The 25,140-nt window shown below is 60.6% G+C and carries 23 protein-coding genes and 1 pseudogene; 14 read left to right on the top strand and 10 right to left on the bottom strand.

Annotation, left to right across the window (positions count from 1 at the left end):
* The first annotated feature begins 14 nt into the window (after positions 1-14).
* From BCL93_RS10590 to BCL93_RS10580, 3 genes are read left to right on the top strand one after another with little or no spacing between them, the layout of a single operon-like run.
* The gene (locus tag BCL93_RS10590) at positions 15-1,169 is read left to right on the top strand and encodes a glycosyltransferase family 4 protein (RefSeq protein ID WP_112055250.1); all 1,155 of its coding nucleotides are present in this window, start codon (positions 15-17) and stop codon (positions 1,167-1,169) included.
* The gene (locus BCL93_RS10585) at positions 1,141-1,692 is read left to right on the top strand and encodes a phosphatase PAP2 family protein (RefSeq protein ID WP_112055249.1); all 552 of its coding nucleotides are present in this window, start codon (positions 1,141-1,143) and stop codon (positions 1,690-1,692) included. The genes BCL93_RS10590 and BCL93_RS10585 overlap by 29 nt, the downstream gene beginning before the upstream one ends.
* 39 nt (positions 1,693-1,731) lie before the next feature.
* The gene (locus BCL93_RS10580) at positions 1,732-2,355 is read left to right on the top strand and encodes an alpha-ketoglutarate-dependent dioxygenase AlkB family protein (protein ID WP_112055248.1); all 624 of its coding nucleotides are present in this window, start codon (positions 1,732-1,734) and stop codon (positions 2,353-2,355) included.
* Between the two features lie 17 nt (positions 2,356-2,372).
* Here BCL93_RS10580 and BCL93_RS10575 read toward each other — a convergent pair whose 3' ends face one another.
* The 5 genes from BCL93_RS10575 to BCL93_RS10555 form a co-directional block, all read right to left on the bottom strand.
* Positions 2,373-3,497 carry an ABC transporter permease gene (locus BCL93_RS10575; RefSeq protein ID WP_112055247.1) on the bottom strand — a complete coding sequence of 375 codons (1,125 nt, stop codon included), beginning with the start codon at positions 3,495-3,497 and terminating at the stop codon, positions 2,373-2,375.
* A gap of 1 nt (position 3,498) precedes the next feature.
* Positions 3,499-6,231 (bottom strand): ribosome-associated ATPase/putative transporter RbbA, encoded by a 2,733-nt coding sequence (rbbA, locus tag BCL93_RS10570; RefSeq protein ID WP_112055246.1) that lies wholly within the window; start codon positions 6,229-6,231, stop codon positions 3,499-3,501.
* Positions 6,231-7,211 carry an HlyD family secretion protein gene (locus BCL93_RS10565; RefSeq protein ID WP_112055245.1) on the bottom strand — a complete coding sequence of 327 codons (981 nt, stop codon included), beginning with the start codon at positions 7,209-7,211 and terminating at the stop codon, positions 6,231-6,233. The genes rbbA and BCL93_RS10565 overlap by 1 nt, the downstream gene beginning before the upstream one ends.
* Positions 7,212-7,577: 366 nt before the next feature.
* The gene (uraH, locus tag BCL93_RS10560; protein WP_112055244.1) at positions 7,578-7,991 is read right to left on the bottom strand and encodes a hydroxyisourate hydrolase; all 414 of its coding nucleotides are present in this window, start codon (positions 7,989-7,991) and stop codon (positions 7,578-7,580) included.
* Positions 7,992-8,010: 19 nt separating this feature from the next.
* Entirely contained in the window at positions 8,011-8,559 is a 549-nt protein-coding gene (locus BCL93_RS10555; protein ID WP_258396357.1) for a GlcG/HbpS family heme-binding protein, read from the bottom strand.
* A 109-nt stretch (positions 8,560-8,668) separates the two neighbouring features.
* Here BCL93_RS10555 and BCL93_RS10550 point away from each other — a divergent pair, with 109 nt between their 5' ends.
* Entirely contained in the window at positions 8,669-9,340 is a 672-nt protein-coding gene (locus BCL93_RS10550) for a heavy metal response regulator transcription factor (protein ID WP_112055242.1), read from the top strand.
* Positions 9,340-10,704 carry a heavy metal sensor histidine kinase gene (locus tag BCL93_RS10545; protein ID WP_181463080.1) on the top strand — a complete coding sequence of 455 codons (1,365 nt, stop codon included), beginning with the start codon at positions 9,340-9,342 and terminating at the stop codon, positions 10,702-10,704. Before BCL93_RS10550 ends, BCL93_RS10545 begins: the two co-directional genes overlap by 1 nt.
* Positions 10,705-10,816: 112 nt before the next feature.
* Here the strand turns inward: BCL93_RS10545 and gcvT are convergent, their stop codons facing one another.
* Complete coding sequence (gene gcvT / locus BCL93_RS10540) at positions 10,817-11,929, bottom strand: glycine cleavage system aminomethyltransferase GcvT (protein WP_112055240.1); 1,113 nt, start codon at positions 11,927-11,929, stop codon at positions 10,817-10,819.
* Between the two features lie 68 nt (positions 11,930-11,997).
* The gene (locus BCL93_RS10535) at positions 11,998-13,377 is read right to left on the bottom strand and encodes an alanine/glycine:cation symporter family protein (RefSeq protein ID WP_112055239.1); all 1,380 of its coding nucleotides are present in this window, start codon (positions 13,375-13,377) and stop codon (positions 11,998-12,000) included.
* Between the two features lie 645 nt (positions 13,378-14,022).
* Here BCL93_RS10535 and gcvH point away from each other — a divergent pair.
* Positions 14,023-14,418 (top strand): glycine cleavage system protein GcvH, encoded by a 396-nt coding sequence (gene gcvH / locus BCL93_RS10530; RefSeq protein ID WP_112055238.1) that lies wholly within the window; start codon positions 14,023-14,025, stop codon positions 14,416-14,418.
* A 108-nt stretch (positions 14,419-14,526) separates the two neighbouring features.
* Positions 14,527-17,421: an aminomethyl-transferring glycine dehydrogenase gene (gene gcvP / locus BCL93_RS10525; protein ID WP_112055237.1), complete on the top strand. Its 2,895-nt coding sequence runs from the start codon at positions 14,527-14,529 to the stop codon at positions 17,419-17,421.
* A 334-nt stretch (positions 17,422-17,755) separates the two neighbouring features.
* Here the strand turns inward: gcvP and BCL93_RS10520 are convergent, their stop codons facing one another.
* Positions 17,756-18,346, bottom strand: coding sequence for a periplasmic heavy metal sensor (locus BCL93_RS10520; RefSeq protein ID WP_220086270.1), 591 nt, complete (start codon positions 18,344-18,346; stop codon positions 17,756-17,758).
* Positions 18,347-18,675: 329 nt separating this feature from the next.
* Here BCL93_RS10520 and BCL93_RS17490 point away from each other — a divergent pair, with 329 nt between their 5' ends.
* The 5 genes and pseudogenes from BCL93_RS17490 to BCL93_RS10495 all read left to right on the top strand — a co-directional run bounded on the left by BCL93_RS17490 (position 18,676) and on the right by BCL93_RS10495 (position 21,171).
* Positions 18,676-18,873, top strand: coding sequence for a hypothetical protein (locus BCL93_RS17490; RefSeq protein ID WP_258396356.1), 198 nt, complete (start codon positions 18,676-18,678; stop codon positions 18,871-18,873).
* A gap of 125 nt (positions 18,874-18,998) precedes the next feature.
* A pseudogene (locus BCL93_RS10510) lies at positions 18,999-19,235 on the top strand (copper resistance protein B).
* Between the two features lie 110 nt (positions 19,236-19,345).
* Positions 19,346-20,092, top strand: coding sequence for a TVP38/TMEM64 family protein (locus BCL93_RS10505; RefSeq protein WP_220086269.1), 747 nt, complete (start codon positions 19,346-19,348; stop codon positions 20,090-20,092).
* 394 nt (positions 20,093-20,486) lie between these two features.
* Positions 20,487-20,744 (top strand): HAD family hydrolase, encoded by a 258-nt coding sequence (locus BCL93_RS10500; RefSeq protein WP_112055235.1) that lies wholly within the window; start codon positions 20,487-20,489, stop codon positions 20,742-20,744.
* 88 nt (positions 20,745-20,832) lie between these two features.
* The gene (locus BCL93_RS10495) at positions 20,833-21,171 is read left to right on the top strand and encodes a cation transporter (protein ID WP_112055234.1); all 339 of its coding nucleotides are present in this window, start codon (positions 20,833-20,835) and stop codon (positions 21,169-21,171) included.
* 286 nt (positions 21,172-21,457) lie between these two features.
* On the opposite strand, the gene BCL93_RS10490 is transcribed toward BCL93_RS10495, so the two are convergent.
* Together BCL93_RS10490 and BCL93_RS10485 are read right to left on the bottom strand one after the other, a co-directional pair.
* Entirely contained in the window at positions 21,458-21,616 is a 159-nt protein-coding gene (locus tag BCL93_RS10490; protein WP_112055233.1) for a DUF3309 family protein, read from the bottom strand.
* Between the two features lie 788 nt (positions 21,617-22,404).
* Complete coding sequence (locus BCL93_RS10485) at positions 22,405-23,328, bottom strand: LysR family transcriptional regulator (protein ID WP_112055232.1); 924 nt, start codon at positions 23,326-23,328, stop codon at positions 22,405-22,407.
* Between the two features lie 141 nt (positions 23,329-23,469).
* Between BCL93_RS10485 and BCL93_RS10480 the strand changes: the two genes are divergently transcribed.
* Positions 23,470-23,760 carry a hypothetical protein gene (locus tag BCL93_RS10480; protein ID WP_092524118.1) on the top strand — a complete coding sequence of 97 codons (291 nt, stop codon included), beginning with the start codon at positions 23,470-23,472 and terminating at the stop codon, positions 23,758-23,760.
* Positions 23,761-23,774: 14 nt separating this feature from the next.
* Positions 23,775-25,139 carry a nucleotide 5'-monophosphate nucleosidase PpnN gene (ppnN, locus tag BCL93_RS10475; protein ID WP_092524120.1) on the top strand — a complete coding sequence of 455 codons (1,365 nt, stop codon included), beginning with the start codon at positions 23,775-23,777 and terminating at the stop codon, positions 25,137-25,139.
* Position 25,140: the final 1 nt, after the last annotated feature.

The raw sequence follows: 25,140 nt of genomic DNA, 5'->3' as shown, positions 1-25,140 counted from the left end.
GACACACGAGCCTTATGCGCATCTGCTTCGTCAGCGAAACCTGGTCGCCGGATATCAACGGTGTGGCCCATACCCTGGGTCACCTGAGCCGCGAACTCGATGCACGAAACATCACCCTGCAGCTGGTGCGCCCGAAGCCTGACAACGGTTGCCGTGCAGAAGGGATCGAGGACGAACTACAGGTAAGCGGGTTTCACCTTCCCGGCTATAAAGCCGTCAAGCTAGGCCTTCCCGCCGGACGAGCCCTGGCGCGGTTATGGCGAGATCGTCGCCCCGATGCGGTCTATATCGCCACCGAGGGCCCCCTGGGCTGGTCGGCGCTGCGACAGGCCCGGCGCCTGGGGCTGCCAGTGGCCAGCGGCTTTCATACCAACTTCGATCACTACGCCGGCGACTATGGCTTCGCCTGGCTGAAAAGGCCGGTATCGGCGGTGCTGCGTCATTTTCACAACCGCACCGGGGCGACCCTGGTGCCTACCGCCACACAGGTGCGGGCACTCAGCGCCCAGGGCTTTGACAACGTCCAGGTGATGAGCCGAGGCATCGATGCCCAACACTTCTCACCGGAAAAACGCGACCCAGAGCTGCGCCAGACCTGGGGCGTCGGTGAGAATCAGCCGGTCGCCCTGCACGTGGGGCGGCTGGCCAGTGAGAAAAACCTGGACCTGCTGGTGGAAAGCGTGCAGGCGATGCAGGAGGTTCAGCCAGACCTGGTCACTGTAATGGTCGGCGATGGCCCGCTACGAGCAAGCCTGCAACAGCGCCTGCCCGACGCCATTTTTACCGGTTTCATCAATCGTGAATCGCTTGCCAGGCATTACGCCAGCGCCGACATCTTCATCTTCCCCTCCTGCTCGGAGACCTATGGCAATGTCGTCGCCGAAGCCATGGCCAGCAGCCTTGGCGTGGTGGCCTTCGATCATGCCGCCGCCAGTGAGCTGATCACGTCTGGCCAGCAAGGCCTGACGGCACAGGTGGGTGATGAAAAGGGCTTCATCGACCATGCGGTCTCGCTGTGCCAGCACCCGGCCAGTTACGGCCAGTTGGGCCGCCAGGCCAGACAGCGCGTGGCATCGAACGGCTGGGACCGGATCGCCGACGACTTCCTGCGCATCCTGCTTTCATTACAGGAGACTTCAGATGACGCCTCGCACGCCTACCGTCTTTGAACGCCTCGACTCGCTCGAGTGGCGGCTGTGCCATCGCTTCGCCCTGGCCAGCAATACACGACTGCTGCCGCTGGCGACGCTGCGAATCGCCAGCAAAGTCGGCGACTGGCCCGCCTGGGTCGTTCTGATACTGGCGCAACCCTTGCTCGACCCAAGCCTGGGTTGGCAACGTCTGCTGCAGTTCAGCCTCACCGCCATCGCAGCGCTGCTGGTGTATCGGCTTCTGAAGACGCGTCTATGTCGCGAACGCCCTTCCATCACCTTCGAGTGCATTCCCTGCACCGAACCACCCAGGGACCGCTACAGCTTTCCCAGCGGCCACACCATGCACGCAGTGATGTTCACGGTGCTGACGGCTACCTCCACGCCCTGGCTGCTGGTGATCGTAGCCCCCCTTGCCGTCGTGATCGCGGTGTCCCGAGTCGGCCTGGGGCTGCACTACATCAGCGATGTGATCGGCGGCGGACTGATCGGTGTGATGTTTGCCCTGGCAAGCCTTGAGCTCTTGCCGCTAGCGGCTTGACCCCGCGACAGACGCTGCCGGGGCTGGCAAGCTAGGCCCATGAATGACGTAACCCTCGGGCCGCCGCACTGGCAGGCCCTTCTCGACTCGCCGCCGTTGTCGCTGGGACTTGGCCTTTTTGGCCTCACGCGTGCTAACGAGCTGCTGCTGCAACTGGATCAGCAGCTGCACTGGCAGCGGCCAACCCTCACTCTTTACGGCCGCCAACACTTCATTCCCCGCCGCCAGATCTGGATGGGCGATCCGGACGCCGCCTATCGCTATTCCGGCGAGGCGTTTACTCCCACGCCCTGGCACCCGGCGGTTGAGGAGATCAGGCTCGCCGTTGAACGGGCCCTGGAAGCCACAGGACAGCCCGCAAGCTTCAACAGCGTGCTACTCAATCGCTACGCCGATGGCGAGGATCGCATGGGCTGGCACTGCGATGACGAGACGGAGCTCGGCAAGGACCCGCTGATCGCCGCGGTGAGTCTCGGTACCGAACGACCGCTGCGCTTTCGCTGGCAGGACCGCCGCGCGGCTGCCTTCAATGTCTGGTTGCCACATGACAGCCTGCTGGTGATGGGAGCAGGCACCCAGCGCCAGCTGCAACATGCCCTGCTGCCACGAAAACTGCCCGGCATGCGGATCAGCCTGACCTTCCGTCGCGTCTATCCGCGCTAGCGCCGAGAAAAAACGATCTAGCGCACCGCTGCCAGGGTCGCCTTGAATCGCACCTGCGCGAATGCCAGGAAGGCCATGCCGATCGCCGCCGTCGCCAGCAGTTGCGGCCACACGATGCCAATCCCCGCACCGCGATACAGCACCGCCTGGGCAAACTGAATGAAATGCGTCGAAGGCAGCACCTGCACCGCCTTCTGCAGCGCTGGCGGCATGCTCTCCAGCGGGGTAATGCCCCCGGACAGCAGGTTCATCACCACGAACACCGGAATCGACAGCAAACCGAACTGCGGCATGGTTGTCGCCACGGTGGAAAGCGTGATGCCCATGGCGGTCACGGCAAACAGGTAGACGGCCGCGCCCAGCGCAAAGAGGGTCACCGACCCGCTAATGGGAATGCCAAGCAGGCCCTGCACCACGACCTGCAGCGAGAGTATCGCCGCGATCACGATCACTAGGCCGTTGGCCCAGATCTTGGCGAGCATGATCTCGCTGACGGTTACCGGCATCACCAACAGGTGCTCGAGGGTGCCATGCTCACGCTCGCGAATCACCGCAGCCCCGCCCAGTACGATGGCCAGGATGGTCAGATTGTTGATGATCTGCATCACCGCCATGAACCAGCTCGAATCGAGATTGGGATTGAATTTCGCACGCACCCGCAGATCGACCGGCAGCGCAGCGTCTCCACTTGAGCGACTGACGTACTTGAGAAGCTCGGTGTTGATGATGCTGGCGATGTAGTGGCTGCCATTGCCGGCGATCGCCATCGCCGTGGCATCGACATTGAGCTGGATCGCGGGATATCGCCCTGCCAGCACGTCCGCCTCGAATCGTGGCGGAATATCCAGCACGAAGGTGTAGCGCCCCGTGTCCATCCCCGGATCGACCTCGGACAGTTCGATGACCTCCGGCGCTTTGAAATACGGCGGCAAAAATGCAGCGGTGAGCTGTGAGGAGAGGACCGAGCGATCCTCATCCACGATGGCGATCGAGGCATTATTGAGCTCGGTCTTCACCCCGTTGGCGACGGTATAGATGGCTAAGGTGAAGGTATAGAGGATCAGCCCCATCAGCACGGGATCGCGCAGGAGGCTATAGATTTCCTTGATGCCCAGCCGATAGATGTTGGTGATCCAGCGCATGTCAGAGCTCCTGCTTGCGCAGCAAGGCGCTGGCCACGATCCAGCACAGCGCGCAGAACCCACCAAGGACTAGGTGATTGGGATACAGCACCCGGAGGTCGAGCCCCTTGTTGAAGACGCCGGCACTGATCTGCTGAAAATACAGCGCCGGGAAGGCCTTGCCGAGGAGGGCCGCACCGCCCTCAAGAGTCGACACCGGATACATCATCCCGGAGAAATTGACCGTCGGAATCATGACGATGATCGCCGTGGCGAAAATCGCCGCGATCTGTGAACTCACGAAGGTCGAGACGACCAGGCCGAAGGCAGTGGCGGCAGTGGTAAACAGCAGCGCACCGCTCACCAGCGCCGGGAGGCTACCCGGCATGCCAAGCCCGAACAGCGCCATCATCAGCGCTACGAGGCTTACGAAGCTGACCATGGCAACACCGATATACGGCAGCTGCTTGCCGAGCAGGAACTCGATTTTGTGCACCGGAGCCGCATAGAGATTGAGGATCGAGCCCATCTCCTTCTCGCGCACCACGCTGAGGGCGGTGAGCATGGCGGGAATCATGATCAGCAGCATCATCAGCACACCGGGCGGGATCGCGTGCTGGGATAGAAAGGCCTGATTGTAGCGCAGCCGGGGCTCGACGCTCGCCGGGTAGATATCCACGACGTCCCGGCCCTCGCGCAGCGCGAGATCGGCGAGGTGCGTAGTTAGCACGCCTTGCACATAGCCACGCCCGGTCTCCGCGCGAGTGGTGTTCGAGCCGTCGAGCCAGGCACCGATCTGCGGGACTCGTCCCGACAGCAGATCACGGCCATAGTCGGGCGGAATCACCACGGCAAGGGAGATATCCCCGGCCTTCATGCGTCGATCCAGCTCGTCGAAATCGGCAAGCGCTGGCTGCTCGTCGAAATAGCGTGAACTCGTCATGGCCTCGAGAAACATCCGGCTTTCCCGCGACTGATCCTGATCGAGTGCCGCGTAGGACAGGTTCTCGACATCGAAGGTGATGCCGTAGCCCATCGCCACCATCAGCACGATCGGGCCGAACAGCGCAAACACCAGGCGAATCGGATCGCGCAGGATCTCCATCGCCTCGCGCCTCGCGAAGGCCCAGGTTCGCAAGAAAGAAAACCAGCCCATACGATGCTCAGGTCGATTCCCGCCCGTGCCGACGTCTGACGACACCGGTGCTGCCGCATCTTCCGCACCGGCGTCCTGTAGATAGCTGATGAAGGCGTCTTCGAGGCTTTCCGCGTCCCGCTGACGACGCAGTTCGTCCGGCTCGCCCTGGGCCAGGACTTTGCCCGCGTGCATCAACGAGATGCGGTCGCAGCGCTCGGCTTCGTTCATGAAGTGGGTGGAGATGAAGATCGTCACCCCGTCCTTGCGTGACAGCTCGATCAGCAGCGCCCAGAAGGCGTCGCGCGCGATCGGATCGACGCCAGAGGTCGGCTCATCGAGGATCAGCAGCTCGGGAGCATGCAGTACCGCGACAGCGAGTTGGAGACGCTGGCGCACCCCCAGCGGCAGACTTTCCGGGGTCGACTCCGCTACCGCGCCCAGATCGAAGCGCTCGATCAGCTCCGCGACCCGTGGCCCACGACGTGCCTTGGGCAGATGGAACAGATCGGCATGCAGCACCAGGTTGCGCCGCACCGAGAGTTCGGAATAAAGCGAAAATGATTGCGACATATAGCCTACGCGGCGCCGCGTGGCCATGGCATCGGTCCCCAGAGGCTTGCCCATCAACCGGGCACTGCCTTCGCTGGCGGTCAGCAGCCCGGTGAGCATCTTCATGGTGGTGGTCTTGCCGCAGCCGTTCGAGCCGAGAAAACCGAAGATCTCCCCGGACTCGATGCAAAAGCTGACATGATCGACGGCAGTGAAGTCACCGAACCGCATGGTCAGCCCTTCCGCCTCGATGGCCGGCGGCCCCGCCTGAACCACACGCGGCGGCAACGAAACGGGCTGATGGCCCTGCCGATCCTTTTCCGGCAGTAGCGCGATGAAGGCCGCTTCCAGGGTCTCGGTAGCGGTTTGTGACTTCAAGGCCTCCGGTGTCCCCTCCGCCAGGACCCCCCCGGCATTCATGGCGATCAGCTGATCGAAACGCTCTGCCTCAGACATGTAGGCGGTGGCGGTGATGACGCTCATCGTGGGGCGGCGTTCACGGATGTGCTCGATCAACTGCCAGAACTGCTGGCGGGACAGGGGATCAACGCCGGTGGTTGGCTCGTCGAGGATCAACAGGTCCGGATCATGTATTAGCGCACAGCACAGGCCGAGCTTCTGCTTCATGCCACCGGAGAGCTTGCCCGCCGGCCGGTCGGCAAAGGCCTCGAGACCGGTACTCTTCAGCAGCACATCGATGCGCGTCGAGCGCTCGGTCATCGACTGGCCATAGAGACGACCGAAGAAATCGATATTCTCACGCACCGACAGCGTCTGATAGAGATTGCGTCCCAGGCCCTGGGGCATGTACGCGATGCGAGCATAAGTAGCGGCGCGATGTTTTGCGTCATCCATCGCGCCTCCCAGGGCCGTGACCTGCCCGACCTGCAAGCGGCGCACTCCCGCAATCAGGCCCAGCAAGGTGGACTTGCCCACCCCGTCCGGCCCGATCACCCCCACCATCCGGGCAGAAGGAATCTCCAGCGAGACGTTATCGAGAGCGATGATCGACTTATAGCGATGACTGACACCGTCAAGCGTCGCGACCACATCGTTGAGGTCCGTCATCAGGGCAGCTTCACCGCAAGGGCCTCGGGCCACTCGGCTTCCGGTGACACACGGACATAGGCCACGCCCGGCACCCCGGTTTTCACGACCTCCTGATAGCGGCTCAGGATATCGGCAGGAATCTGCAGCTTGACGCGAAACATCAGCTTTTCGCGCTCGCTCTTGGTTTCCACGTATTTGGGGGTGAACTGCGCTTCCGAGGCCACGAAATCGACGGCCGCCGGAATCACATACTGCGGAGCAGCATCGAGAATCAGCCGCGCCTCACTGCCATAGCGCAGGCGCCCCGCCTCGTCGGTGGGCAGATAGACGTCCATGTAGACATCCGCCAGGTTGAGCAGTGAGACGACCTTGCCGCCCGCTGCCAGGATCTCGCCGGGCTCTGCCAAGCGATACTGCACGCGACCGGCGCGCGGCGCGACCAGGGTATGATCAGCGAGATTGGCATTAAGCGCCGCGACATGCGCCTGGGCCGCCTCGATCGACGCCTCGGCGGCGGAAACTTGAGCACGCGCGGTGTTGAGTGCCGCCTCTGCCGTGGTTTGCAGCGAGCGCCGCTGATCCAGCAGCTCCTGTGAGGCATACCCACGCCCGGCAAGCGTCTGGGTACGGCCCAACTCTGAGCCGGCAAGTGCCAATTCACTTGTGCGCTGGATCGCCAGGGCCTTGGCCTGGGCCAATTCCTGCTCTGCCTGCCGGGTACCGGCCTCAGCGGCGCGTATCTGCGCCTCAAGCTCGGTGGCATCAATTCGCGCGATCACCTCTCCTGCCTCTACCCGCTGTCCTTCCGTGACGACCACCTCAGCGATCCGGCCACTGAATTTCAGCGCCACATCGATGCGTGTCGCCTCAAGCCGTCCGTTGGCCCGGGCAAAGCCTTCCCCCAGACCGCCCTGCTGTTGCTGCCACCAGTAATACCCGCCTCCGGCGCCAGCAGCGACACAGACAAGAACGATGAGTGCCGTTTGCAGTCGCTTCATGACAGGTTCCTCGGCCAGGTAGTTCGATCCACGTTCATCCATGAATAGATTAGTTCAGTCGCAACTGGCCAACGATAGCCTATCCCGTCAGCACCTTGCTGATCCTAAAGCGGAACGGCCGATATTTCTGGCGTCGCCTTGATATTGGTCAAATAGTCGGACGTCCTTCCATCGTTGGGCGCTATCCTCTTGGCTGCCGACAATCACTGGCATCGACACTTCCTATGCGCGCACATCACGAAACGCTGCCATTACCTTGCCCACTGCATGTCGATGGCGGCGTACCACTATCATTTATTTGAAGTCGTAAAAGTTGACGGCGAACGCTTAGGTCCGCCGTCAATAGCTCCTGCTGGGTGTCTTAGCTTAGCTGCCGCGGTAGGTAGAATACCCATATGGGCTGAGCAACAGCGGAATATGATAGTGCTGCTCGGTGTTCTCGACCTTGAAGGGCACCGGAATGTCCGGGAAGAAGGTATCGGTGCCCTGGGCGTCGAAATAGGCACCGGTTTCGAAGGTCACCCGATAGATGCCCTCACTAAAATCCTGATCCTGTGGGAACAGTGCGCTGATACGCCCGGAGTCCTGTTCGGTCGCAGCCTGGCTAAGCGTTTCCCAGCCGCTGTCCGTGCGTTTCTCCAGTACCACCTCAATGCCGCCAGAGGGCTTGCCGGTCTGGATATCTAATACGTGCACACTAAGAGGGTTACCCGCGGCCTGAGCAAGGGTAGCTGCGCCCAGCAGGGTGAGACCGGCCAGAGTGGAAGCCAACATTTTCATGAGATTCTCCTTGGTTGGGTTATGACTGTTCAGACAAGGTGTTGGTGATGCCATCCATCGCGCAGCCCTCGTCGATGGCGGACCCTCCGGCGCCAGCGACACCGATGGCGCCAATCACGTCACCGCCGAGTCTTACCGGCACACCACCGCCGAGTAACAGTAGGTCGTCGACAGTGGTCAAATTCGCCGATGACGGGTCGTTTCGAGCATGCTCAGCGAGCTCACGCGACGTCGATTTGGTCGACAGCGACGTATAGGCCTTACGCTGGGCTGCCTTGGTATTGTGCGGCCCGATGTTGTCATCACGCTTCAGCGCCACGAGATTTCCACCGCGATCGACGACGGCGACTACCGCGGTATGATCCTCGGCATGGCAGGCTTCGAGCGTTGCGTCGACCAGTTGGTTGGCCAACGCCAAGGACACGTTCTGTTGGTCCAAGACCGGCATCGGTCCGGCCAACGCAGAACCGGCGAGCAACGTGGCGCCTAGCAAGGGAAGGCGAGCAAATCTGGCCATCATAAAGACCTCCTGATGAATGACGTTACCGTCATGGCTGACGATGGACATCACTATGCGCGAAGGCGCTTATCAAACCCCTGACGCCAGCATTACAGCTTTGTAATGGGCAAGATTCATAAAGCCCGCTAGCCTAGGCGGATTTCGGGAGAGAACACGCATGCAGATCCTGGTGGTCGAAGACGAGGTCAAAACCGCCGACTATCTACAAAAGGGGCTCGGCGAGTCCGGCTATCTGGTTGAAGTGGCTAGAAATGGCCATGACGGGCAGCATCTGATCGAAGAGTTCGCGTTCGACCTGATCATCCTCGACGTGATGCTGCCAGGACTCGATGGATGGCAGCTGCTGAGTCATATTCGGCGCCGCAGTCAAACACCGGTCCTATTTCTCACCGCCCGGGACAAGGTGGAGTATCGGGTCAAGGGGCTTGAGCTTGGTGCGGACGATTATCTGATTAAACCCTTTTCGTTTGTTGAGCTATTGGCTCGGGTGCGCACTCTGCTGCGCCGGGGCCCTCCGCGAGAAACGGAATACTTCCAGGTAGCAGATCTGCACATGGACGTGATGCGTCGCAGAGTGACGCGTCAGGGGGAACGTCTGAACCTGACCAACAAGGAATTCGCTCTGCTACATTTGCTGATGGATCGCGAGAGCGAGGTGCTTTCACGTACCTATATCGCTTCTCAGGTGTGGCAGATGAATTTCGACAGCGACACCAACGTGGTGGAAGTGGCGGTTCGCCGCCTGCGCGCCAAGGTCGATGAACCCTACAACGTCAAGTTGATTCATACGTTGCGCGGCATGGGGTATGTGCTCGAGGCACCTAAGTGATGAGCTTACCAAAGTCGCTGGGGCTGCGCCTTGCACTAATGTTTGCCCTGATCAGTTTATTGCTGCTAGGCGGCATCAGCTTGTATCTCTACCAATCTCTGGTTAAGGAAATTGCCTGGCGGGATGATCGGATGCTGCACGGACGGCTGGAACGCATGGAGTCGCTGCTTGACGATGGCGAAAGCATTGCAGCCCTGCGCTTACGACCTCAGCTCTATGCCAACATGCTAGGCAATCGCGACAGTCTGCTGTGGATTTTGGATGCCCAGGAAAAAGTGCTCATCGAGGTCAATCCCACTAAGCTTCCCCTTCCCCGTTTGCCGGACACTTATGAGGCACGACTTGGCAATTATCCTGGCGAGGTGCGGGCTCGCTTGGCATGGCTCGACGTTATTCAAGGTGGAAAACACCTAACGTTGGTCGCCGGCAAGTTACTTAGCGAGCGTGACCAGATGCTCGCGGCTTATCGCCTAAAGCTATGGATGGCGCTAGGAGTGGGTGCCCTGTTGGCCTTTCTACTGGGGTGGGGGATAAGCCGTCGAGGACTGCGCCCGGTGCGCCGCCTTGCGAGGCGTGCTGGAGCCATCGACGCACGACATTTGCATCTGCGCCTGGATAGTGACCATGAAGTCACGGAGTTGCGAGTCTTGAGCCAAGTGTTGAATGAAATGCTGGACCGATTGGAAGAAGGCTTCGCTCAACTGTCTCGTTTCTCCGAGGACCTCGCCCATGAAATGCGCACGCCCTTGAGCAACCTACTCGGACATACTCAGCAGGTGCTTAGACAAGAGCGCCCGGAAGAAGACTATCAACAGCTCTTGGCCTCGCATATCGAGGAATACGAACGCCTTTCGCGGATGATCAACAGCATGTTGTTCCTGGCCCGCACGGAGAGTCCCTCCACGACAATGGCTCGAGAGAAGGTGAATTTAGGCGAACTCGTCGAACAGCTATGCGATTACTTCGAGGGCATGGCAGAAGATGATGGGCGGAAGCTGCTTCATCAGGCTCAGGGCATCGCTTGGGTGAACCCCGAGCTTCTGCGCCGTGCTCTGGCCAACTTGATCGCCAATGCCCTGCACTATGGCCGGTCCGGCACGCCAATTCAGATTGTCGCCACCGTAGCGAAGGAGTGGGTCGAGATCGGCGTCCACAATAAAGGCCAGCCGATCCTTCCTGCAGATCAGTCCCGCATCTTCGAACGCTTCTATCGCTGCGACGCTTCGCGCAGCAAAGGCGGTGACACCGGTGGTTTAGGTCTTGCCATCGTGCGCTCCATCGCCCTGTGGCATGGCGGGGATGTGCAGGTGAAAAGCGATGCCGAAAACACCACTTTTAGTATGATCCTGCCTGTTTTTCGCTGATTTGGCTGGATAGAGCTCAAAAAAAGCCGCCTCCCGAGGGAAGCGGCTCATGATGTTCAAAAAAAGATAACGGTATATTTAGTGTTGGTTATAAGCGTCGATGCCGGATCGATCAGCCGCGGTAGTATCCTGGCGTCACGAACGGCATCTTGGTCACGGTCATCGGCAGGCGCTTGCCGCGTACATCGGCGAAGACCTGAGTATCGATCGCCGCCTGATCAATGCTGACATAGCCCATGGCGACGGGCTTGCCGACGCTGGGCCCGAAGCCGCCAGACGTGACTACGCCAATCTTGCGGTCTTCCCCGTCGTAGAGATCGGCGCCCTCACGGACCGGGGCACGCCCCTCGCCCAGCAGACCGACCCGCTTGCGCTGATGGTCCTTGACCTCGACCTGATGCAGCACCAGGTCGGCGCCGGGGAAGCCACCGGCCCGCTCACCACCGCGGCGACGCGGCTTGCTCACGGCCCAGATCAGACCCCCTTCCACCGGGGTGGTGGTGGTGTCGATATCGTGGCCATAGAGGCACAGCCCAGCCTCAAGACGCAGCGAGTCGCGAGCGCCCAGGCCAATGGCCTCGACCTCGTCTTCAGCCAGCAGCAGGCGGGCGAGGGCCTCACTCTGCTCGGCAGCCACGGATATCTCGAAGCCATCCTCGCCGGTGTAGCCGGCACGGCTGACCCACACCGGGATACCCTCGATCTCGAAACGGCCGTGCTGCATGAAGACCATCTCGCAGGCCGCCGGGCACAGACGCTGCATCACGCTGGCGGCCTTGGGGCCCTGCAGGGCCAGCAGCCCACGGTCCAGCACCTCGACCTGATGATCGCCACCCAGGCCGGTGCGCAGGTGTGCAATATCCTGCTCCTTGCAGGCAGCATTGACGACCAGATACAGATGATCGCCCGCATTCACCACCATCAGGTCATCGAGAATACCGCCTTCTCCGTTGGTGAACAGCGTATAACGCTGCATGCCTTCGGGAAGGCCGAGGAGGTCCGCCGGCACCAGGGTTTCCAGTGCCTTGGCCGGTTCGCTGCCAGTTACCAGCACCTGCCCCATGTGGGACACATCAAAGAGACCACAGGCGGCGCGGGTATGCTCGTGCTCCTTCTTGACCCCTAGCGGAAACTGCACCGGCATCGAATAGCCCGCGAAGGGCACCATCTTGCCACCGAGTTCCACGTGCAGGTCATGAAGCGGTGTCTTGTGTAGTTCGTTCATCGGCTAGGTTCATCCCGTACATTGCTGATAGCAGACGCCGCGGCCGACGAGGCGGCCGCGGCATTGCCTCATTTGTTGAGTTCTTCGCCAGGCAGTACCGGCTTGCCGTCGAAGTAATCCTTGGTCAACTTGAAGACCACCGGCGACAGCAGCGCCAGGGCGATCAGGTTGGGGAAGGCCATCATGGCGTTGAAGACGCTGGCCATCAGCCATACGAAGTCCAGCGGCGCCACGGCACCGGCCAGGATCGCCAGGATATACACCACGCGGTAGGGCTTGATGGCGCGCACACCGAACAGGAACTCGATGCACTTTTCGCCGTAGAAGGCCCAACCCAGAATGGTGGTAAAGGCGAACACCGCCAGCGCGAAGGACACGATGTACTGACCGATGCCCGGCAGGGATTCGTCGAAGGCCAGGGACGTCAGGGCTGCCCCAGTCTCACCGCTGGTCCACTGAGTAGACGTCAGGATGGCCAGCGCAGTGATCGAGCACACCACGATGGTGTCCAGGAAGGTGCCCAGCATGGCAATGAGGCCCTGACGGACCGGATTCTTGGTCTGTGCCGCCGCGTGTGCGATCGGTGCACTACCCAGGCCGGCTTCGTTGGAGAAGACGCCACGGGCCACACCGAACTGAATGGCCTTGGCCACTGCCGCCCCGGCGAAGCCACCTGCCGCCGATACCGGCGAGAAGGCATATCCAAAGATCATGCCCAGCGCATTGCCGATGGCATCAGCATTGATGATCAGTACCACAATCCCCGCCAAGACATAGGCAATGGCCATGATCGGCACCAGCTTGCCGGCCACCTTGGCGATGCGGCGAATACCGCCGAGAATCACGGCACCCGCCAGCACCATGATCACGACACCCGTGATCCAGGCAGGCAGCCCCAGTGACTCGTTGAGACCCGCCGCCACCGAGTTGGACTGCACGGTGTTGCCGATCCCGAAAGCCGCCACGGCCCCGAAGAAGGCGAAGGCACCGCCCAGCCAGGCCCACTTCTTGCCCAGGCCATTGCGGATGTAATACATGGGACCGCCAACGTGATCGCCCGCTTCATCCACCTCGCGATAACGCACGGCCAGCACGGCCTCGGAAAACTTGGTGGCCATGCCAACCAGGGCAGTGATCCACATCCAGAAGACAGCGCCCGGCCCACCCAGGAAGATGGCGGTGGCCACGCCAGCGATGTTGCCGGTACCGATAGTGGCGGACAGCGAGGTCATCAGGGCGTTAAACGGCGAGACTTCGCCCTCGCCCTCATCACCCTTGCCGGTTTCACGCCCCTTCCAGAGCAGCGAGAACCCTGTTCCCAGTCGACGAATCGGTACCAGCTTGAGGCCTACCTGCAGATAAAGGCCGACCCCAAGCAGCAGGACCAGCATCAGCGGCCCCCAAACCACACCTTCTACAGCTGAAAAAAAGCTTGTGATTGCTTCCACGGTTATTCTCCCGTCGTTAATTGTTGTTATGCACCGAGGTGCATTGCCTCAGGCCTCATGAAGGGCCGTTTGAGCGATGGTTTACCAGCCAATGGACGAACCAACGACACCATAGCGGAACCCACCATCATTGATCCATCCTCCCATGCGAAAATCTTGCAATACGCACCAATAGCAGCAAAAAGCCTTAACCATTGGTCTTAGTAGGGATGGAAACAGCCATTCCAATACTCGGCTGAGAGATACGCCAAGGGGACGACTGCCCTTCAATGGCCCCGGGAAATTATTTCCTATCAGAAACAAAATAACCTTATAGCGGCGATTGCCGTTGGGCAAGTCGACGGCCAAAGCCGTCTGCAACAGGTCAAATGGAGCGTTCGGACGAGCCTGCCACCCCTTCCTCACAGCGGGCACTCTGATTCAGCCCTGGGTAAGCGTAGCGTGCAGCCTCTTATTATGCCTCTGGCAGCGGCAGCTGGCCGAACACTGCCGCCGACAGGGGTGAACCCCACCGGGAATCCGCCTAAGATGAGACCGAAGCAGCACCGGCTGCTGGCAAGAATCGACGCCAGCGGGACTCGCCAAACGCGGCCGAGGGCGTTACGATTCTCTCCTAGGTAAACCTTTTTCTTATAGGAAAACGCGATGAGCACTATCCCTGCCAACCTTCGCTACACCGAAAGCCACGAATGGATCCTGGATAACGGCGACGGAACCGTCACCATCGGCATCACCGACCACGCTCAGGAATCCTTGGGTGATGTGGTTTTCGTTGATCTTCCGGAAGTCGGTCAGGAGCTTGCAGCCGGCGAGGAGTTCGGGGTCATCGAATCGGTCAAGGCCGCCTCCGACCTGTACGCGCCGCTCGCGGGTGAAGTGGTGGAGGTCAACGACTCTCTGGAAGACGCACCGGAGACCGTCAACGAAGCGCCCTACGAGGGCGGCTGGATCGCCAAGCTTAAGCTTGCCGATGAAAGCGCGCTTGGCAAGCTGCTCGATGCCGAGGCCTACACCAAGGTCGCCGAAGCCGACCAGGACTGACCCACTCCACTGGCGCGGGCACCCTCTCGCCCGCGCCCTCTTTTGCAACGGCCCGCTCGCTTCACGGCCCGCTTGGCCATATCGCTCGATCAACCGCATAGGTGTTTCATGGCACTTGATACTCGCCGTCTGGCCGACCTGGCCAGCCACGATGCTTTCATCCAACGACACAATGGCCCCAGCCAGGCCGACGTTGCCGGCATGCTCGATCAACTGGGCACCGACAGCATCGCGACGCTGATCGAGCAGACTGTGCCGAGCGCCATTCGCCTGGGCCGTGAGCTCGACCTGGACCCGCCGCGCAGCGAAGCCGAGGCACTCGATTACCTGAAGCGCCTGGCCCGTCAGAATCGGGTCTTCAAGACCTACATCGGCCAGGGCTATCACAACACCCATCTGCCGGCGGTCATTCAGCGCAACGTGCTGGAAAACCCGGGCTGGTACACCGCCTACACGCCCTACCAGCCGGAAATCGCCCAGGGCCGCCTGGAAGGCCTGCTCAATTTTCAGCAGGTGGTGATGGACCTGACCGGCATGGAGCTGGCCAATGCCTCGCTGCTGGACGAGGCCACCGCCGCCGCCGAGGCCATGGCGCTGTGCAAGCGCGCCAACAAGAAAGCCAAGACCCAGGCCTTCTTCGTCGCTGACGACGTGCTGCCGCAGACCCTGGACGTGGTGCGCACCCGCGCACACTACTTCGGCTTCGAGCTGATCACCGGTCCGGCCGAGGAACTTGCCTCTCACGACGTCTTCGGCGCCCTGCTGCAGTACCCGGGTCAGAGCGGTGAAGTCCGTGACCTGGCACCGCTGCTGGAAAGCGCCAGCGAGCGCGGCATCATGACCTGTGTGGCCGCCGACATCATGAGCTTGGTCCTGCTCAAGGAGCCCGGAAGCCTCGGCGCCGACATCGTCATCGGCTCAAGCCAACGCTTCGGCGTGCCGATGGGCTTCGGCGGACCCCACGCCGCCTTCTTCGCCACCACCGACAAGCTCAAGCGCTCGATCCCCGGTCGCATTATCGGCGTCTCCAGGGACAGCCGTGGCCATCAGGCCCTGCGCATGGCCATGCAGACGCGCGAGCAGCACATCCGCCGCGAAAAGGCGACCTCCAACATCTGTACCGCCCAGGCGCTGCTGGCCAACATTGCCGGCTTCTACGCCGTTTACCATGGCGCCGAGGGCCTGCGCACCATCGCCGGACGCATCCACCGTCTGACGACCATTCTCGCCGAGGGCCTTGGCCGCAAGGGTGTTCAACTGGCGCATGACAGCTGGTTCGACACCCTGCGCCTGACCGGCGTCGATGCCGGCAAGATCCACGGCCGGGCGATGACCCACGAGATCAACCTGCGCTACTTCGAGGGCGGCGACATCGGCGTCAGCCTCGACGAGACCACCACCGCCGCCGATCTTGGCGTGCTCTTCGACGTGCTGCTCGGCGAGGAACATGACCTCTCGGTGCCGGCGCTCGACGACGAGGTGCTGGCCCAGGGCAAAAGCGGCATTCCGGCCGCCTGCCAGCGGGATAGCGATTTCCTGACACACCCGACCTTCAGCCGTTATCGCAGCGAAACCGAGATGCTGCGCTATCTCAAGCGGCTCGAGAACAAGGACCTGTCGCTGACCCATGCGATGATTCCGCTCGGCTCCTGCACCATGAAGCTGAATGCGACCAGCGAGATGATTCCCATCACCTGGCCGGAATTCGCCGACATCCATCCCTTCGCACCTCACGATCAGGTGGTGGGCTACCACCAGATGATCGACGAGCTAGCGGCCTTCCTAGTGGAGATCACCGGCTACGACCACATCTCGATGCAGCCCAATTCTGGCGCCCAGGGCGAATACGCTGGCCTGGTAGCCATTCGCCGCTACCAGGACGCCCAGGGCCAAGGCGCACGCAACATCTGCCTGATCCCGAGCTCGGCCCACGGCACCAACCCAGCCTCGGCTGCCATGGCGCAGATGAAGGTCGTGGTCGTTGAGTGCGACGCGGACGGCAACATCGACCTGGCGGACCTTCGCGAGAAAGCCGAAAAGCACAGCGATGCCCTGTCGGCGATCATGCTCACCTACCCCTCGACCCATGGCGTGTTCGAGGAAGGCGTGCGCGAGGCCTGCCAGGTCGTTCACGACCACGGCGGCCAGGTATACATCGACGGTGCCAACATGAACGCCCAGGTAGGCATCACCCGCCCCGGCGACTTCGGCGGCGATGTCTCGCACCTCAACCTGCACAAGACCTTCTGCATCCCACACGGCGGCGGCGGGCCGGGCATGGGGCCGATCGGCGTCAAGTCGCACCTCGCCCCCTATGTGTCGAACCATGTGGTCACGCCCATTCCCGGCGTGGAGAAGGACTGTGGCGCCGTCTCGGCGGCGGCCTTCGGTAGCGCGGCGATCCTGCCGATCTCCTGGGCCTACATCAAGATGATGGGCGCCCGCGGGCTGCGCGAAGCCACCGAGCTTGCCATCCTCAACGCCAACTACATCGCCTCTCGTCTGGGCGAGGACTATCCGATCCTCTACAAGGGTCGTCATAACACCGTGGCCCACGAGTGCATCCTCGACCTGCGCCCGCTCAAGGCGGCGTCCGGCATCAGCGAGGAAGATATCGCCAAGCGCCTGCTGGACTACGGTTTCCACGCACCGACCATGTCCTTCCCGGTGCCCGGCACGCTGATGGTCGAACCCACCGAGTCGGAATCACGCTATGAGATCGACCGCTTCTGCGATGCCATGATCAGCATTCGCAAGGAAATTGCGCGCGTCGAAAGCGGCGAATGGCCGGCAGCGGACAACCCGCTGGTGCACGCACCCCACACCATGGCCGACCTGATGGATGCCGACTGGGAACGGCCCTACAGCCGCGAAATCGGCGCCTTCCCGTCCCCGTCCGTCAAGGCCGCCAAGGTCTGGCCGTCGGTCAATCGCGTCGACAACGTGCAGGGCGATCGCCAACTGATCTGCACCTGCCCGAGCATCGACGAGTATCGCGACTGAAAGTAATCAGACGCTGCATGAACAAGGCCCTGGCAATGATTGCCGGGGCCTTTTGGTTTGTGACTATTGTACGAGACGGTTGCTTGTGACAATTACTGTGATTTTGGACCACCGCCTGCAGTGGCGATCTAAAGCCCAACGAAGCCGACCGGCATATCACTTACCTGCCTGATGCCCCGCCGGTCTCCTATCGGGAGACAACCGGCGGGCATCCGGCTTCCTCCGTTTAAGACCGGAGCGACCTCGCTCCGGCCTCTGTCGATCCTATAAGGAGAGGATACCTCCCCGTTTGGAACTCAAGGTCGGATTATCACTGTCCATGGCTGAGCGCCTATCACTGCGCGACCTTGCCCTGCTGCATCCGCTTGATCTGCTCGTCGGTCAGCAGATCCCGCTTCTGGTTACGCATGCGCACCTCGTCCGCCATCATCTCGCCTTGCAACTCAGCCATCTGACCATGGAGTGTCTTCACCTCCTCTGGATCCGGACGATCGGCCTGCATAAGCAGCATCATCTCATCACGCAGGTTCATCATTTCGCCCATCCGCTCGAAGTGGGCAGAACGATGCGCCTTGCGCATCTCGCGCAGGGTGCTCAGCTGCTCGTCGTCGAGCATTCCTGCCATACCGCCCATGGATCCCATACCGCCCATCATGGGACAGGGCATCATGCTACCCTGGCTACCCATCATCATGCCTGGCCCCATGCCGCCTGGGCCGTAGCCCATCATCATGCCGGGACCCATGCTGCCCTGGCCGCCGCCCATCATCATACCGGGGCCCATGCTGCCCTGGCCGCCGCCCATCATCATGCTGCCAGCTCCCTGGTTGCCTTGATGCATCCCATGAGCGGAAGCGCCACCGCTGGCGGCGATGCCTAGGCCAGCGGCCAGCACGATGGCGATTACCTGCTTGTACTTGGTCATGGTCTTTCTCCTCGTCTTTCTGATGGCAGAGACGTCGCCTTTTCTGGTTGGAAAAGGCGTATAAGCTTTCGTTATGAGCTTACAACCTGTGCGCAACCCCTAAGTCAAGGTTTCCAGTGGGACAGTTGAGTGCCAACGGCTTCAGCCCAGTTTCAGGTTGATGACTTACATAGAACAGTCCAACTGACTCTACGGAGGTATCAACATGCGCAAGACGCTTCTGGCAATGGCCTTGGGCCTCGCCTCTCCTGCAGTCATGGCCGGCGGCGATCATGGCGATGAGAATGACGCCCAGATGGACAGCACCCATCAGCTTCGAGGCTGGAGACATGTGGTTCACGCCCGGCAAACTCGATATCGCGCCGGGAAAGACGGTGAAGTTCGAGATCGGCAACGCCGAAGCTCAGGCGAACCACCGCGAGATGATGCTCGCGATGGCGTCCGGGGGTGGGCACAACATGTCCGGACAGCATCATGGTGGAGGCCACGGGGACGGAATAACCTCCGTGACCATCGCCCCGGTCTAGACCGCCGCTCTGGTGTGGACCGCCCTCAGGATACCGATAAGTTCGAATTCGCCTTTAACATTCACGGCCACTACGAGTCAGGCATGAACGGAGACATCGACCTCCAAGGATGAAGAGATGAAGGCATGAAGCTGTTGGATGTCAACGCTGCGGCCGAAGAAGTGCCGGACTTTGGCGTCGGCAAGGGCATTACCTCGGTTCGCACAGGGCTTAGGTTGCGCTACGAAGTCACCCGAAAGTTCGCCCCTTATGTCGGCGGTTACTGAGCAAAGTCCTATGGCGATACGGCTGACTTGGCTCGCGCCTCGGGGGATGCGATCAAGGATACCGGCGTCGTCGCCGGCGTTAGGATGTGGTTCTGATCCTGACCTAGCGTCATAATGGCTCGGGCCGAATCCTCATGAAATACCGAGGGGTCAGGATTTCATGATCCTGACTCCTCGATGCGTGCCGAAGACAGGGAAAAGGAGACATGGTTAGCCCGCAGAAGATCGATACAAGCACCCACGCACGCCTTTCCCACGCCTCATGGCGGCGCATCATGCTGGGCATGGCAGTACTTATCGTTTTCCTCGCCACCGCTCTGGTGCTGTGGCGAACCGGCATGCTGGATGCTTTGCTGGCCGGCGACACCCTTGAGCAGGCAGTGATACGGCTTGGCCCATTCGGCCCGGCACTGGTCATTAGCCTGATGACGATCGCCATTGTCATGAGCCCGATCCCCAGCGCCCCGATCGCGCTCGCCGCCGGCGCGGCCTATGGCCATGTCTGGGGTACGCTTTACGTGGCCATCGGCTCCGAGACCGGCGCGCTCATCGCCTTCTCCATTTCCCGCCTGCTAGGGTATGACGCATTGAGAGCCTGGTTGGGCATGCGCCCCTTCAGCGGCCTTCTCCACCGTTTCATCACCTCCCAGAACGCCCTGATGGCCGCCGTTTTCGCGACCCGGCTGATGCCGTTCCTGTCTTTCGACGTCGTCAGCTACGCGGCCGGGCTCTCGACCCTCAAGGCCTGGCGCTTCGCCATCGCGACGCTGCTCGGCGTCATGCCGGCAAGCTTCCTGCTGGCGCATTTCGGCGATGAGCTCGCCTCCGACGATCTGCGCCGCGCGGGCCTGACGGTGTTCGCGCTCGGCACCATCACCCTACTTCCTCTCTCCTGGAAGGCGGCTCCGGCGCGCTACCGATCGGCTCTCAAGCGATTGCTGCACCTGGGGTAGCTGGCCTGCGTCTCACCAAGCACCCGCTGGGGGCATCTATCATGGAGATAGTGACTCTTATCCAGAGCACGCCTCGCTGGCGTGTCCGTGACGCCACTAATAGGATCCGCCCCATTCTGCCTTGGTTCAGCTGTGCCGACCAGCCTGAAGGCGTTCGACATGGATTGCATGATGACCACCAAGGTTGGGTTATGCCCGCCCCCTCCCTGTGCCTCCCTCAGCTTGACCATTGGGCAACACAAGAGTTTTAAAATTGTCTGTAGATGCTTGGTCGGTGAACAGCCTCCGTCCGCAGGGAAGCTTTATCCTTGAAGCCCTGTGCGGAACGCACTAGTAGGAGATCGACGCCCCTGCAGGGAAATGATGGCGACGATGTTATGAAGCAACATCCGTGATGGTAGATGGCACGCCCTCGGAGCTGGTGGCCGTCGCCGACCCGACCAAGGAGACCTCTGCTGAGGCAATCCGCGACCTGCACGACGAGGGTATTCGCATCGTCATGCTCACCGGTGACAGCCAGACCAGGGCCCAGGCAGTGACGAAGCAATTGGGGATCGACGAAACAATTGCCGAGGTGTTGCCAGAGCAGAAGGCCGATGGGCGCTACGAGTCACGTCGTACCTTGGAGCCTGATGCTGATCGATGTGGCTGAATAGCCAAACTGCGGCATCAGGACACGGTCCCGCCTGATCAGGCCTTCGTTCTCGAGCATGTAATCAACAAACAGATGAGTGTCCAGAATGTCAAAGAAAGAACGCCGTCTCGGCGTCTCCGAGGTCCATCTCGTGACGCGCAAGTTGAAGCTCGCGCCCTGCGATGATGATGCTTTACGTTTTGCCATCGGAAAGATCGATGAGCTGTTCGGGCTCGAAAGAGTCACATACGACGCCGACAGACGCAGGCTCAGCATCGCCTATGATGCGTCGCGGCTGTGCATCGAACATATCGAGGAGATACTCGCCCAGCATGCCATCGACATCAGCGACGGCTGGTGGACACGTTTCAAGGAAGACTACTACAGGTTCATCGACCAAAACATCAAGGACAATGCCAGCAAGGAGCCGTGGAGCTGCCATTGATGGCCTCAATCATCGCCGCCGTCATGAAGTACAACTCGGTGTCGGTGGCGAGCAATGCTTCGGGATGAAAATAACGTGTCATCCTAATGCGCTCAGTACTATACGACAAAGCATGGGGGCTGCCAACTTGGGCACCGACTTAAAAGCCATTGATGATGCTCAACAAGAGCCGGTACTGCTAGGCCATCCTGCTAAACTCTCCTCGGAATGTGATAACCGCTGACCAACAGAGTCAGTTACGGTTGTAAGGTTAGGAGCTGCCCCCATTATCCAATGTTTTACAAGGCTATATCTTGCCCAAAAAAAACAGGATGAGCAGAATTACCAACACTACCCCTAGCCCCCCGCTTGGGGCGTATCCCCATCCCCTGCTGTGGGGCCAGGCCGGTATCACGCCGATCAGAAGTAGAACCACAATTATCAGTAAAATTGTTCCTATTGACATGTCATGTCTCCCAGCAGTGAGTAGCGGGGCAATGTTTAAGCGCATGCTCAAGGCGCACCATTACGGCTTGCCTCGGGGGCACCAGCACCCCTCTCCCAGTCAGGCATCTACTGCTTCAATGCTTGAGCGGCCATTTCCTACCGGGGCCGCGACCAGTGCATTGTCCGGCACTGGTCGCCATGTACTTTATTAACAATAGACCATAGGAAGACAACCGTCTTTACGCCCTTCACGCCTGCACCGTAAGCAATACACGACCCCCATCTTCTTGAGATAATTGTCCTTAGTAATGCTGGCTCTCTCTGATACACCGCGAATTATTCGCATAAGGTGTGAACAAACTAAAAAAGTCATTAAAGTAGAGTGTAAAAAAGTCACCCTTCAGGTAATGGCGCCGCGGATCAGCATGACTATCCCGGGACTAAATACCTAGGACATAGAAAGAGCCTGAAAGCCTAGACTCATAGAATGACCACAGCACGTTGGACCACGAAGTAGAGGCAGAAGGACCAGCGCCGGTCCTCTCCCAGCTTTTCACCACCCGCCTCTCTTGACTCCGCAAGGCATGCAGAAACAGATAGCCATCGCGCGAATACCCGATTGCCAAGGACATCAGTCAGACCCGAAGCGGATCATCGTGGACTGTATAACGAGACCTCCGGCCATCAGAATAAACGTGCGGATTTCTCACATCGGCGCTTAACGGGATACTGGGGAAAGGTTAGCTGATCAAACGGGATGCTAAACACCAGGTCGCCGGCATCTTTCTTATGAACCGGCACCACGCATCAGCTATGGCTATCAAAATGGGGCTCCTCCGGAAAACCATACAGCGCGTGGCGGCGCTGTTCGAGGAACTCATCGAGCAGTCGCGTATAGCGGCGCGGTGTCTCGACGCCGGCAGGCGTCAGCAGGTGGAAAGACTCATAGACCGGCTGCGGCATGGGCAGCTCCTTGACCTGGCGCTGCCACGGCGAAGTCTCGAGCACTGGGCGCGACACCACGCTGAACCCCAGGCCTCGCGCCACCGCATCCATGACCATCGAGACGTCATTGGTATAGCCCTGGCGCGGAAAGCGGCTCATCGAACGGAATTCACCGGGGAAGTTGGCACGCAGTAGCTGGGTGGCGTGGTGAACGCCATCGGCATAGTTCATGAACCCTAACGCCGCCAGGTCGGTCAGGCTGGTGCCGGCGAAGTCTGCCGGCACCACCAGGCACAAAGGCTCCTGGTGCCAGGGCGCATAATGCAGCTCGGCATGCCGGCTGACTTCCGTGACGATGCCTACATCGTAGCGCCCCGCCTTCACGTCCTCGGTGATCGCACTATTGAAGCCAAAGCTGTAGCTCACCGTCAGCCCTGCGTGCATCTGCTGATAACCGAGAATGAAGGGGTAAAGCATCATGCCCACACTGGCGCGCGACGCAATGCGGCAGTCGCCGCTATCCAGGGACTCATTGTCCAGGGAGTGGCGAAAATGCTCATGCTCGGCGAACAGCTTGATCGCGTAATCATAGGCCCGTCTTCCGCTTTCGGTCAGCGTAAAGCGACGCCCTTGGCGAATCAGCAATGACTTCTGCAGGTACTGCTCCAGCTTGCGAATATGCTGGCTGACGCCGGGCTGGGTCATGTCCAGCCGGTGGGCGGTCTGCGTGAAGCTGCCAGACTCGACGAGCGTAATGAAGGTGCGGAAATACTGGGCATTGAACATGAAGCAGCGACGCACTCGATCACGAATCAGAAGAAGGTTTTACGGCCCAATGTTACCAGATAAGCCTAGCGCGCGCAGCGCTGCGGGAGTCCGGGTGACGTGTTAGCATCGCAAGGCAAAGCCAACGGAGAATTCAGCCTCATGTCCGACCCTCTCGCCCGGCGTGCCGACGCCATTCATCACGCTCTCCTCGACATGGAGCGCCAGGCAACCGACGAACAGCTCTTTCCGCTGGGCTACCTGATTCCACAGATTCCCCTGGTCATGGAAATGGTGGAATATGATCCCGAGGAGGTGCTGGCCGAGGACTTCGATGCCATTTTCCACGAGTGGCTGGAAAGTACCTTTGGCCAGGATGCCATGAGCGCCAACGATCAGGACGAGATTCGTCGCCTGCTGGCACAGGCCTGTGCCCAGGCCGACGCGGCATAACAAGGAAACCGCCCATGCCCCAGACCATTTCCACTACGCTGTCTCCTGAAGGCAGCCTCGAGGTGCTGTCCCAGCACGAGGTGAACCGCCTGCGCGACACTTCGTCATCAGGCCTTCACGACTTACTGCGCCGCTGCGCGCTGGCCATTCTCAATAGCGATAACATGACCGACGATGGACTGGCGGTCATGGAAGCCTATCGTGACTTCGATATCGAGGTGCTCCAGGAAGATCGTGGCCTGCGCCTCAAGATCAGCAATGCCCCCATCGAAGCCTTCGTCGACGGCAAGATGATTCGCGGTATTCGCGAACTGCTGTCGTCGGTGGTACGCGATGTCGTCTACGTCTACAACGAAATACAGACGCATCCGCGCTTCGATTTGAGCACCGGTGAAGGCACCACCAATGCGGTCTTCCATATCCTGCGCAAGGCCGGCGCCCTGCAGCCTTCGCTGGATCCGAGCCTCGTGGTGTGCTGGGGCGGTCACTCGATTTCCCGCGAGGAGTACGATTACACCAAGCGAGTCGGCTATCACCTGGGCCTGCGTGAGCTGGACATCTGCACCGGTTGTGGACCGGGCGCCATGAAGGGGCCGATGAAGGGCGCCAACGTGGCCCACGTCAAACAGCGCCGCTCGCACGGTCGCTATTTGGGGATTTCCGAGCCGGGCATCATCGCCGCCGAATCGCCCAACCCGATCGTCAATGAGCTGGTCATCATGCCGGACATCGAGAAGCGCCTAGAGGCCTTCGTGCGCGTCGGTCACGGTATCGTGGTATTCCCAGGCGGGGTCGGTACCGCCGAGGAGATCCTTTACCTGCTGGGGATACTGCTGCACCCGGACAATAAGGACATCCCCTTCCCGGTCATCTTTACCGGCCCCGCCAGCAGCGCTGACTACTTCAAGCGCATCGACGAGTTCCTGGCCTACACCCTTGGCGATGCGGCGCGTGAACGCTATCGCATCATCATCGACGACCCGACCAGCGTCGCCAAGGCCATGCGGCTGGGCATCGATGAAGTGGCCGAATTCCGCCGCACCCATCAGGATGCCTTCTACTACAACTGGCGCCTGAATATCGATCGCAACTTCCAGGAACCCTTCGCCGCCGACCACGCCGCTATGGCCGGCCTGGAGCTGCACCGTAACCAGCCGACTCACGAGCTTGCGGCCAACCTGCGCCGTGCCTTCTCGGGCATCGTCGCCGGTAACGTCAAGGAGCCAGGCATTCGCGCGATCGAAGCCCATGGCCCCTTCCGCCTTCACGCCGAACCGGATCTGATGTCACGCCTGGATGAGCTGCTGACCTCCTTCGTGGAGCAAGGCCGCATGAAGCTGCCTGGCAGCCATTACGAGCCCTGCTACACGCTCGGGTGAG

The organism is Onishia taeanensis, assembly GCF_003268885.1.
Classification (GTDB): Bacteria; Pseudomonadota; Gammaproteobacteria; order Pseudomonadales; family Halomonadaceae; genus Onishia; species Onishia taeanensis_A.
The sequence above is the reverse complement of the archived record's forward strand: the minus strand, read 5'-3'. Positions and strand labels throughout refer to the sequence as shown.

Bases quoted from the DNA above. Each gene is read 5' to 3' on its own strand.
- BCL93_RS10575 (WP_112055247.1), bottom strand. From the start codon at position 3,497: ATGCGCTGGATCACCAACATCTATCGGCTGGGCATCAAGGAAATCTAT.
- BCL93_RS10500 (WP_112055235.1), top strand. From the start codon at position 20,487: ATGGTAGATGGCACGCCCTCGGAGCTGGTGGCCGTCGCCGACCCGACC.
- BCL93_RS10495 (WP_112055234.1), top strand. From the start codon at position 20,833: ATGTCAAAGAAAGAACGCCGTCTCGGCGTCTCCGAGGTCCATCTCGTG.
- gcvH (WP_112055238.1), top strand. From the start codon at position 14,023: ATGAGCACTATCCCTGCCAACCTTCGCTACACCGAAAGCCACGAATGG.
- ppnN (WP_092524120.1), top strand. From the start codon at position 23,775: ATGCCCCAGACCATTTCCACTACGCTGTCTCCTGAAGGCAGCCTCGAG.
- BCL93_RS10485 (WP_112055232.1), bottom strand. From the start codon at position 23,328: ATGTTCAATGCCCAGTATTTCCGCACCTTCATTACGCTCGTCGAGTCT.
- BCL93_RS10480 (WP_092524118.1), top strand. From the start codon at position 23,470: ATGTCCGACCCTCTCGCCCGGCGTGCCGACGCCATTCATCACGCTCTC.
- BCL93_RS10590 (WP_112055250.1), top strand. From the start codon at position 15: ATGCGCATCTGCTTCGTCAGCGAAACCTGGTCGCCGGATATCAACGGT.
- BCL93_RS10585 (WP_112055249.1), top strand. From the start codon at position 1,141: ATGACGCCTCGCACGCCTACCGTCTTTGAACGCCTCGACTCGCTCGAG.
- BCL93_RS10545 (WP_181463080.1), top strand. From the start codon at position 9,340: ATGAGCTTACCAAAGTCGCTGGGGCTGCGCCTTGCACTAATGTTTGCC.
- rbbA (WP_112055246.1), bottom strand. From the start codon at position 6,231: ATGACGGACCTCAACGATGTGGTCGCGACGCTTGACGGTGTCAGTCAT.
- uraH (WP_112055244.1), bottom strand. From the start codon at position 7,991: ATGAAAATGTTGGCTTCCACTCTGGCCGGTCTCACCCTGCTGGGCGCA.
- BCL93_RS10565 (WP_112055245.1), bottom strand. From the start codon at position 7,211: ATGAAGCGACTGCAAACGGCACTCATCGTTCTTGTCTGTGTCGCTGCT.
- gcvP (WP_112055237.1), top strand. From the start codon at position 14,527: ATGGCACTTGATACTCGCCGTCTGGCCGACCTGGCCAGCCACGATGCT.
- gcvT (WP_112055240.1), bottom strand. From the start codon at position 11,929: ATGAACGAACTACACAAGACACCGCTTCATGACCTGCACGTGGAACTC.
- BCL93_RS10520 (WP_220086270.1), bottom strand. From the start codon at position 18,346: ATGACCAAGTACAAGCAGGTAATCGCCATCGTGCTGGCCGCTGGCCTA.
- BCL93_RS10490 (WP_112055233.1), bottom strand. From the start codon at position 21,616: ATGTCAATAGGAACAATTTTACTGATAATTGTGGTTCTACTTCTGATC.
- BCL93_RS10555 (WP_258396357.1), bottom strand. From the start codon at position 8,559: ATGTCCATCGTCAGCCATGACGGTAACGTCATTCATCAGGAGGTCTTT.
- BCL93_RS17490 (WP_258396356.1), top strand. From the start codon at position 18,676: ATGTGGTTCACGCCCGGCAAACTCGATATCGCGCCGGGAAAGACGGTG.
- BCL93_RS10505 (WP_220086269.1), top strand. From the start codon at position 19,346: ATGGTTAGCCCGCAGAAGATCGATACAAGCACCCACGCACGCCTTTCC.
- BCL93_RS10580 (WP_112055248.1), top strand. From the start codon at position 1,732: ATGAATGACGTAACCCTCGGGCCGCCGCACTGGCAGGCCCTTCTCGAC.
- BCL93_RS10550 (WP_112055242.1), top strand. From the start codon at position 8,669: ATGCAGATCCTGGTGGTCGAAGACGAGGTCAAAACCGCCGACTATCTA.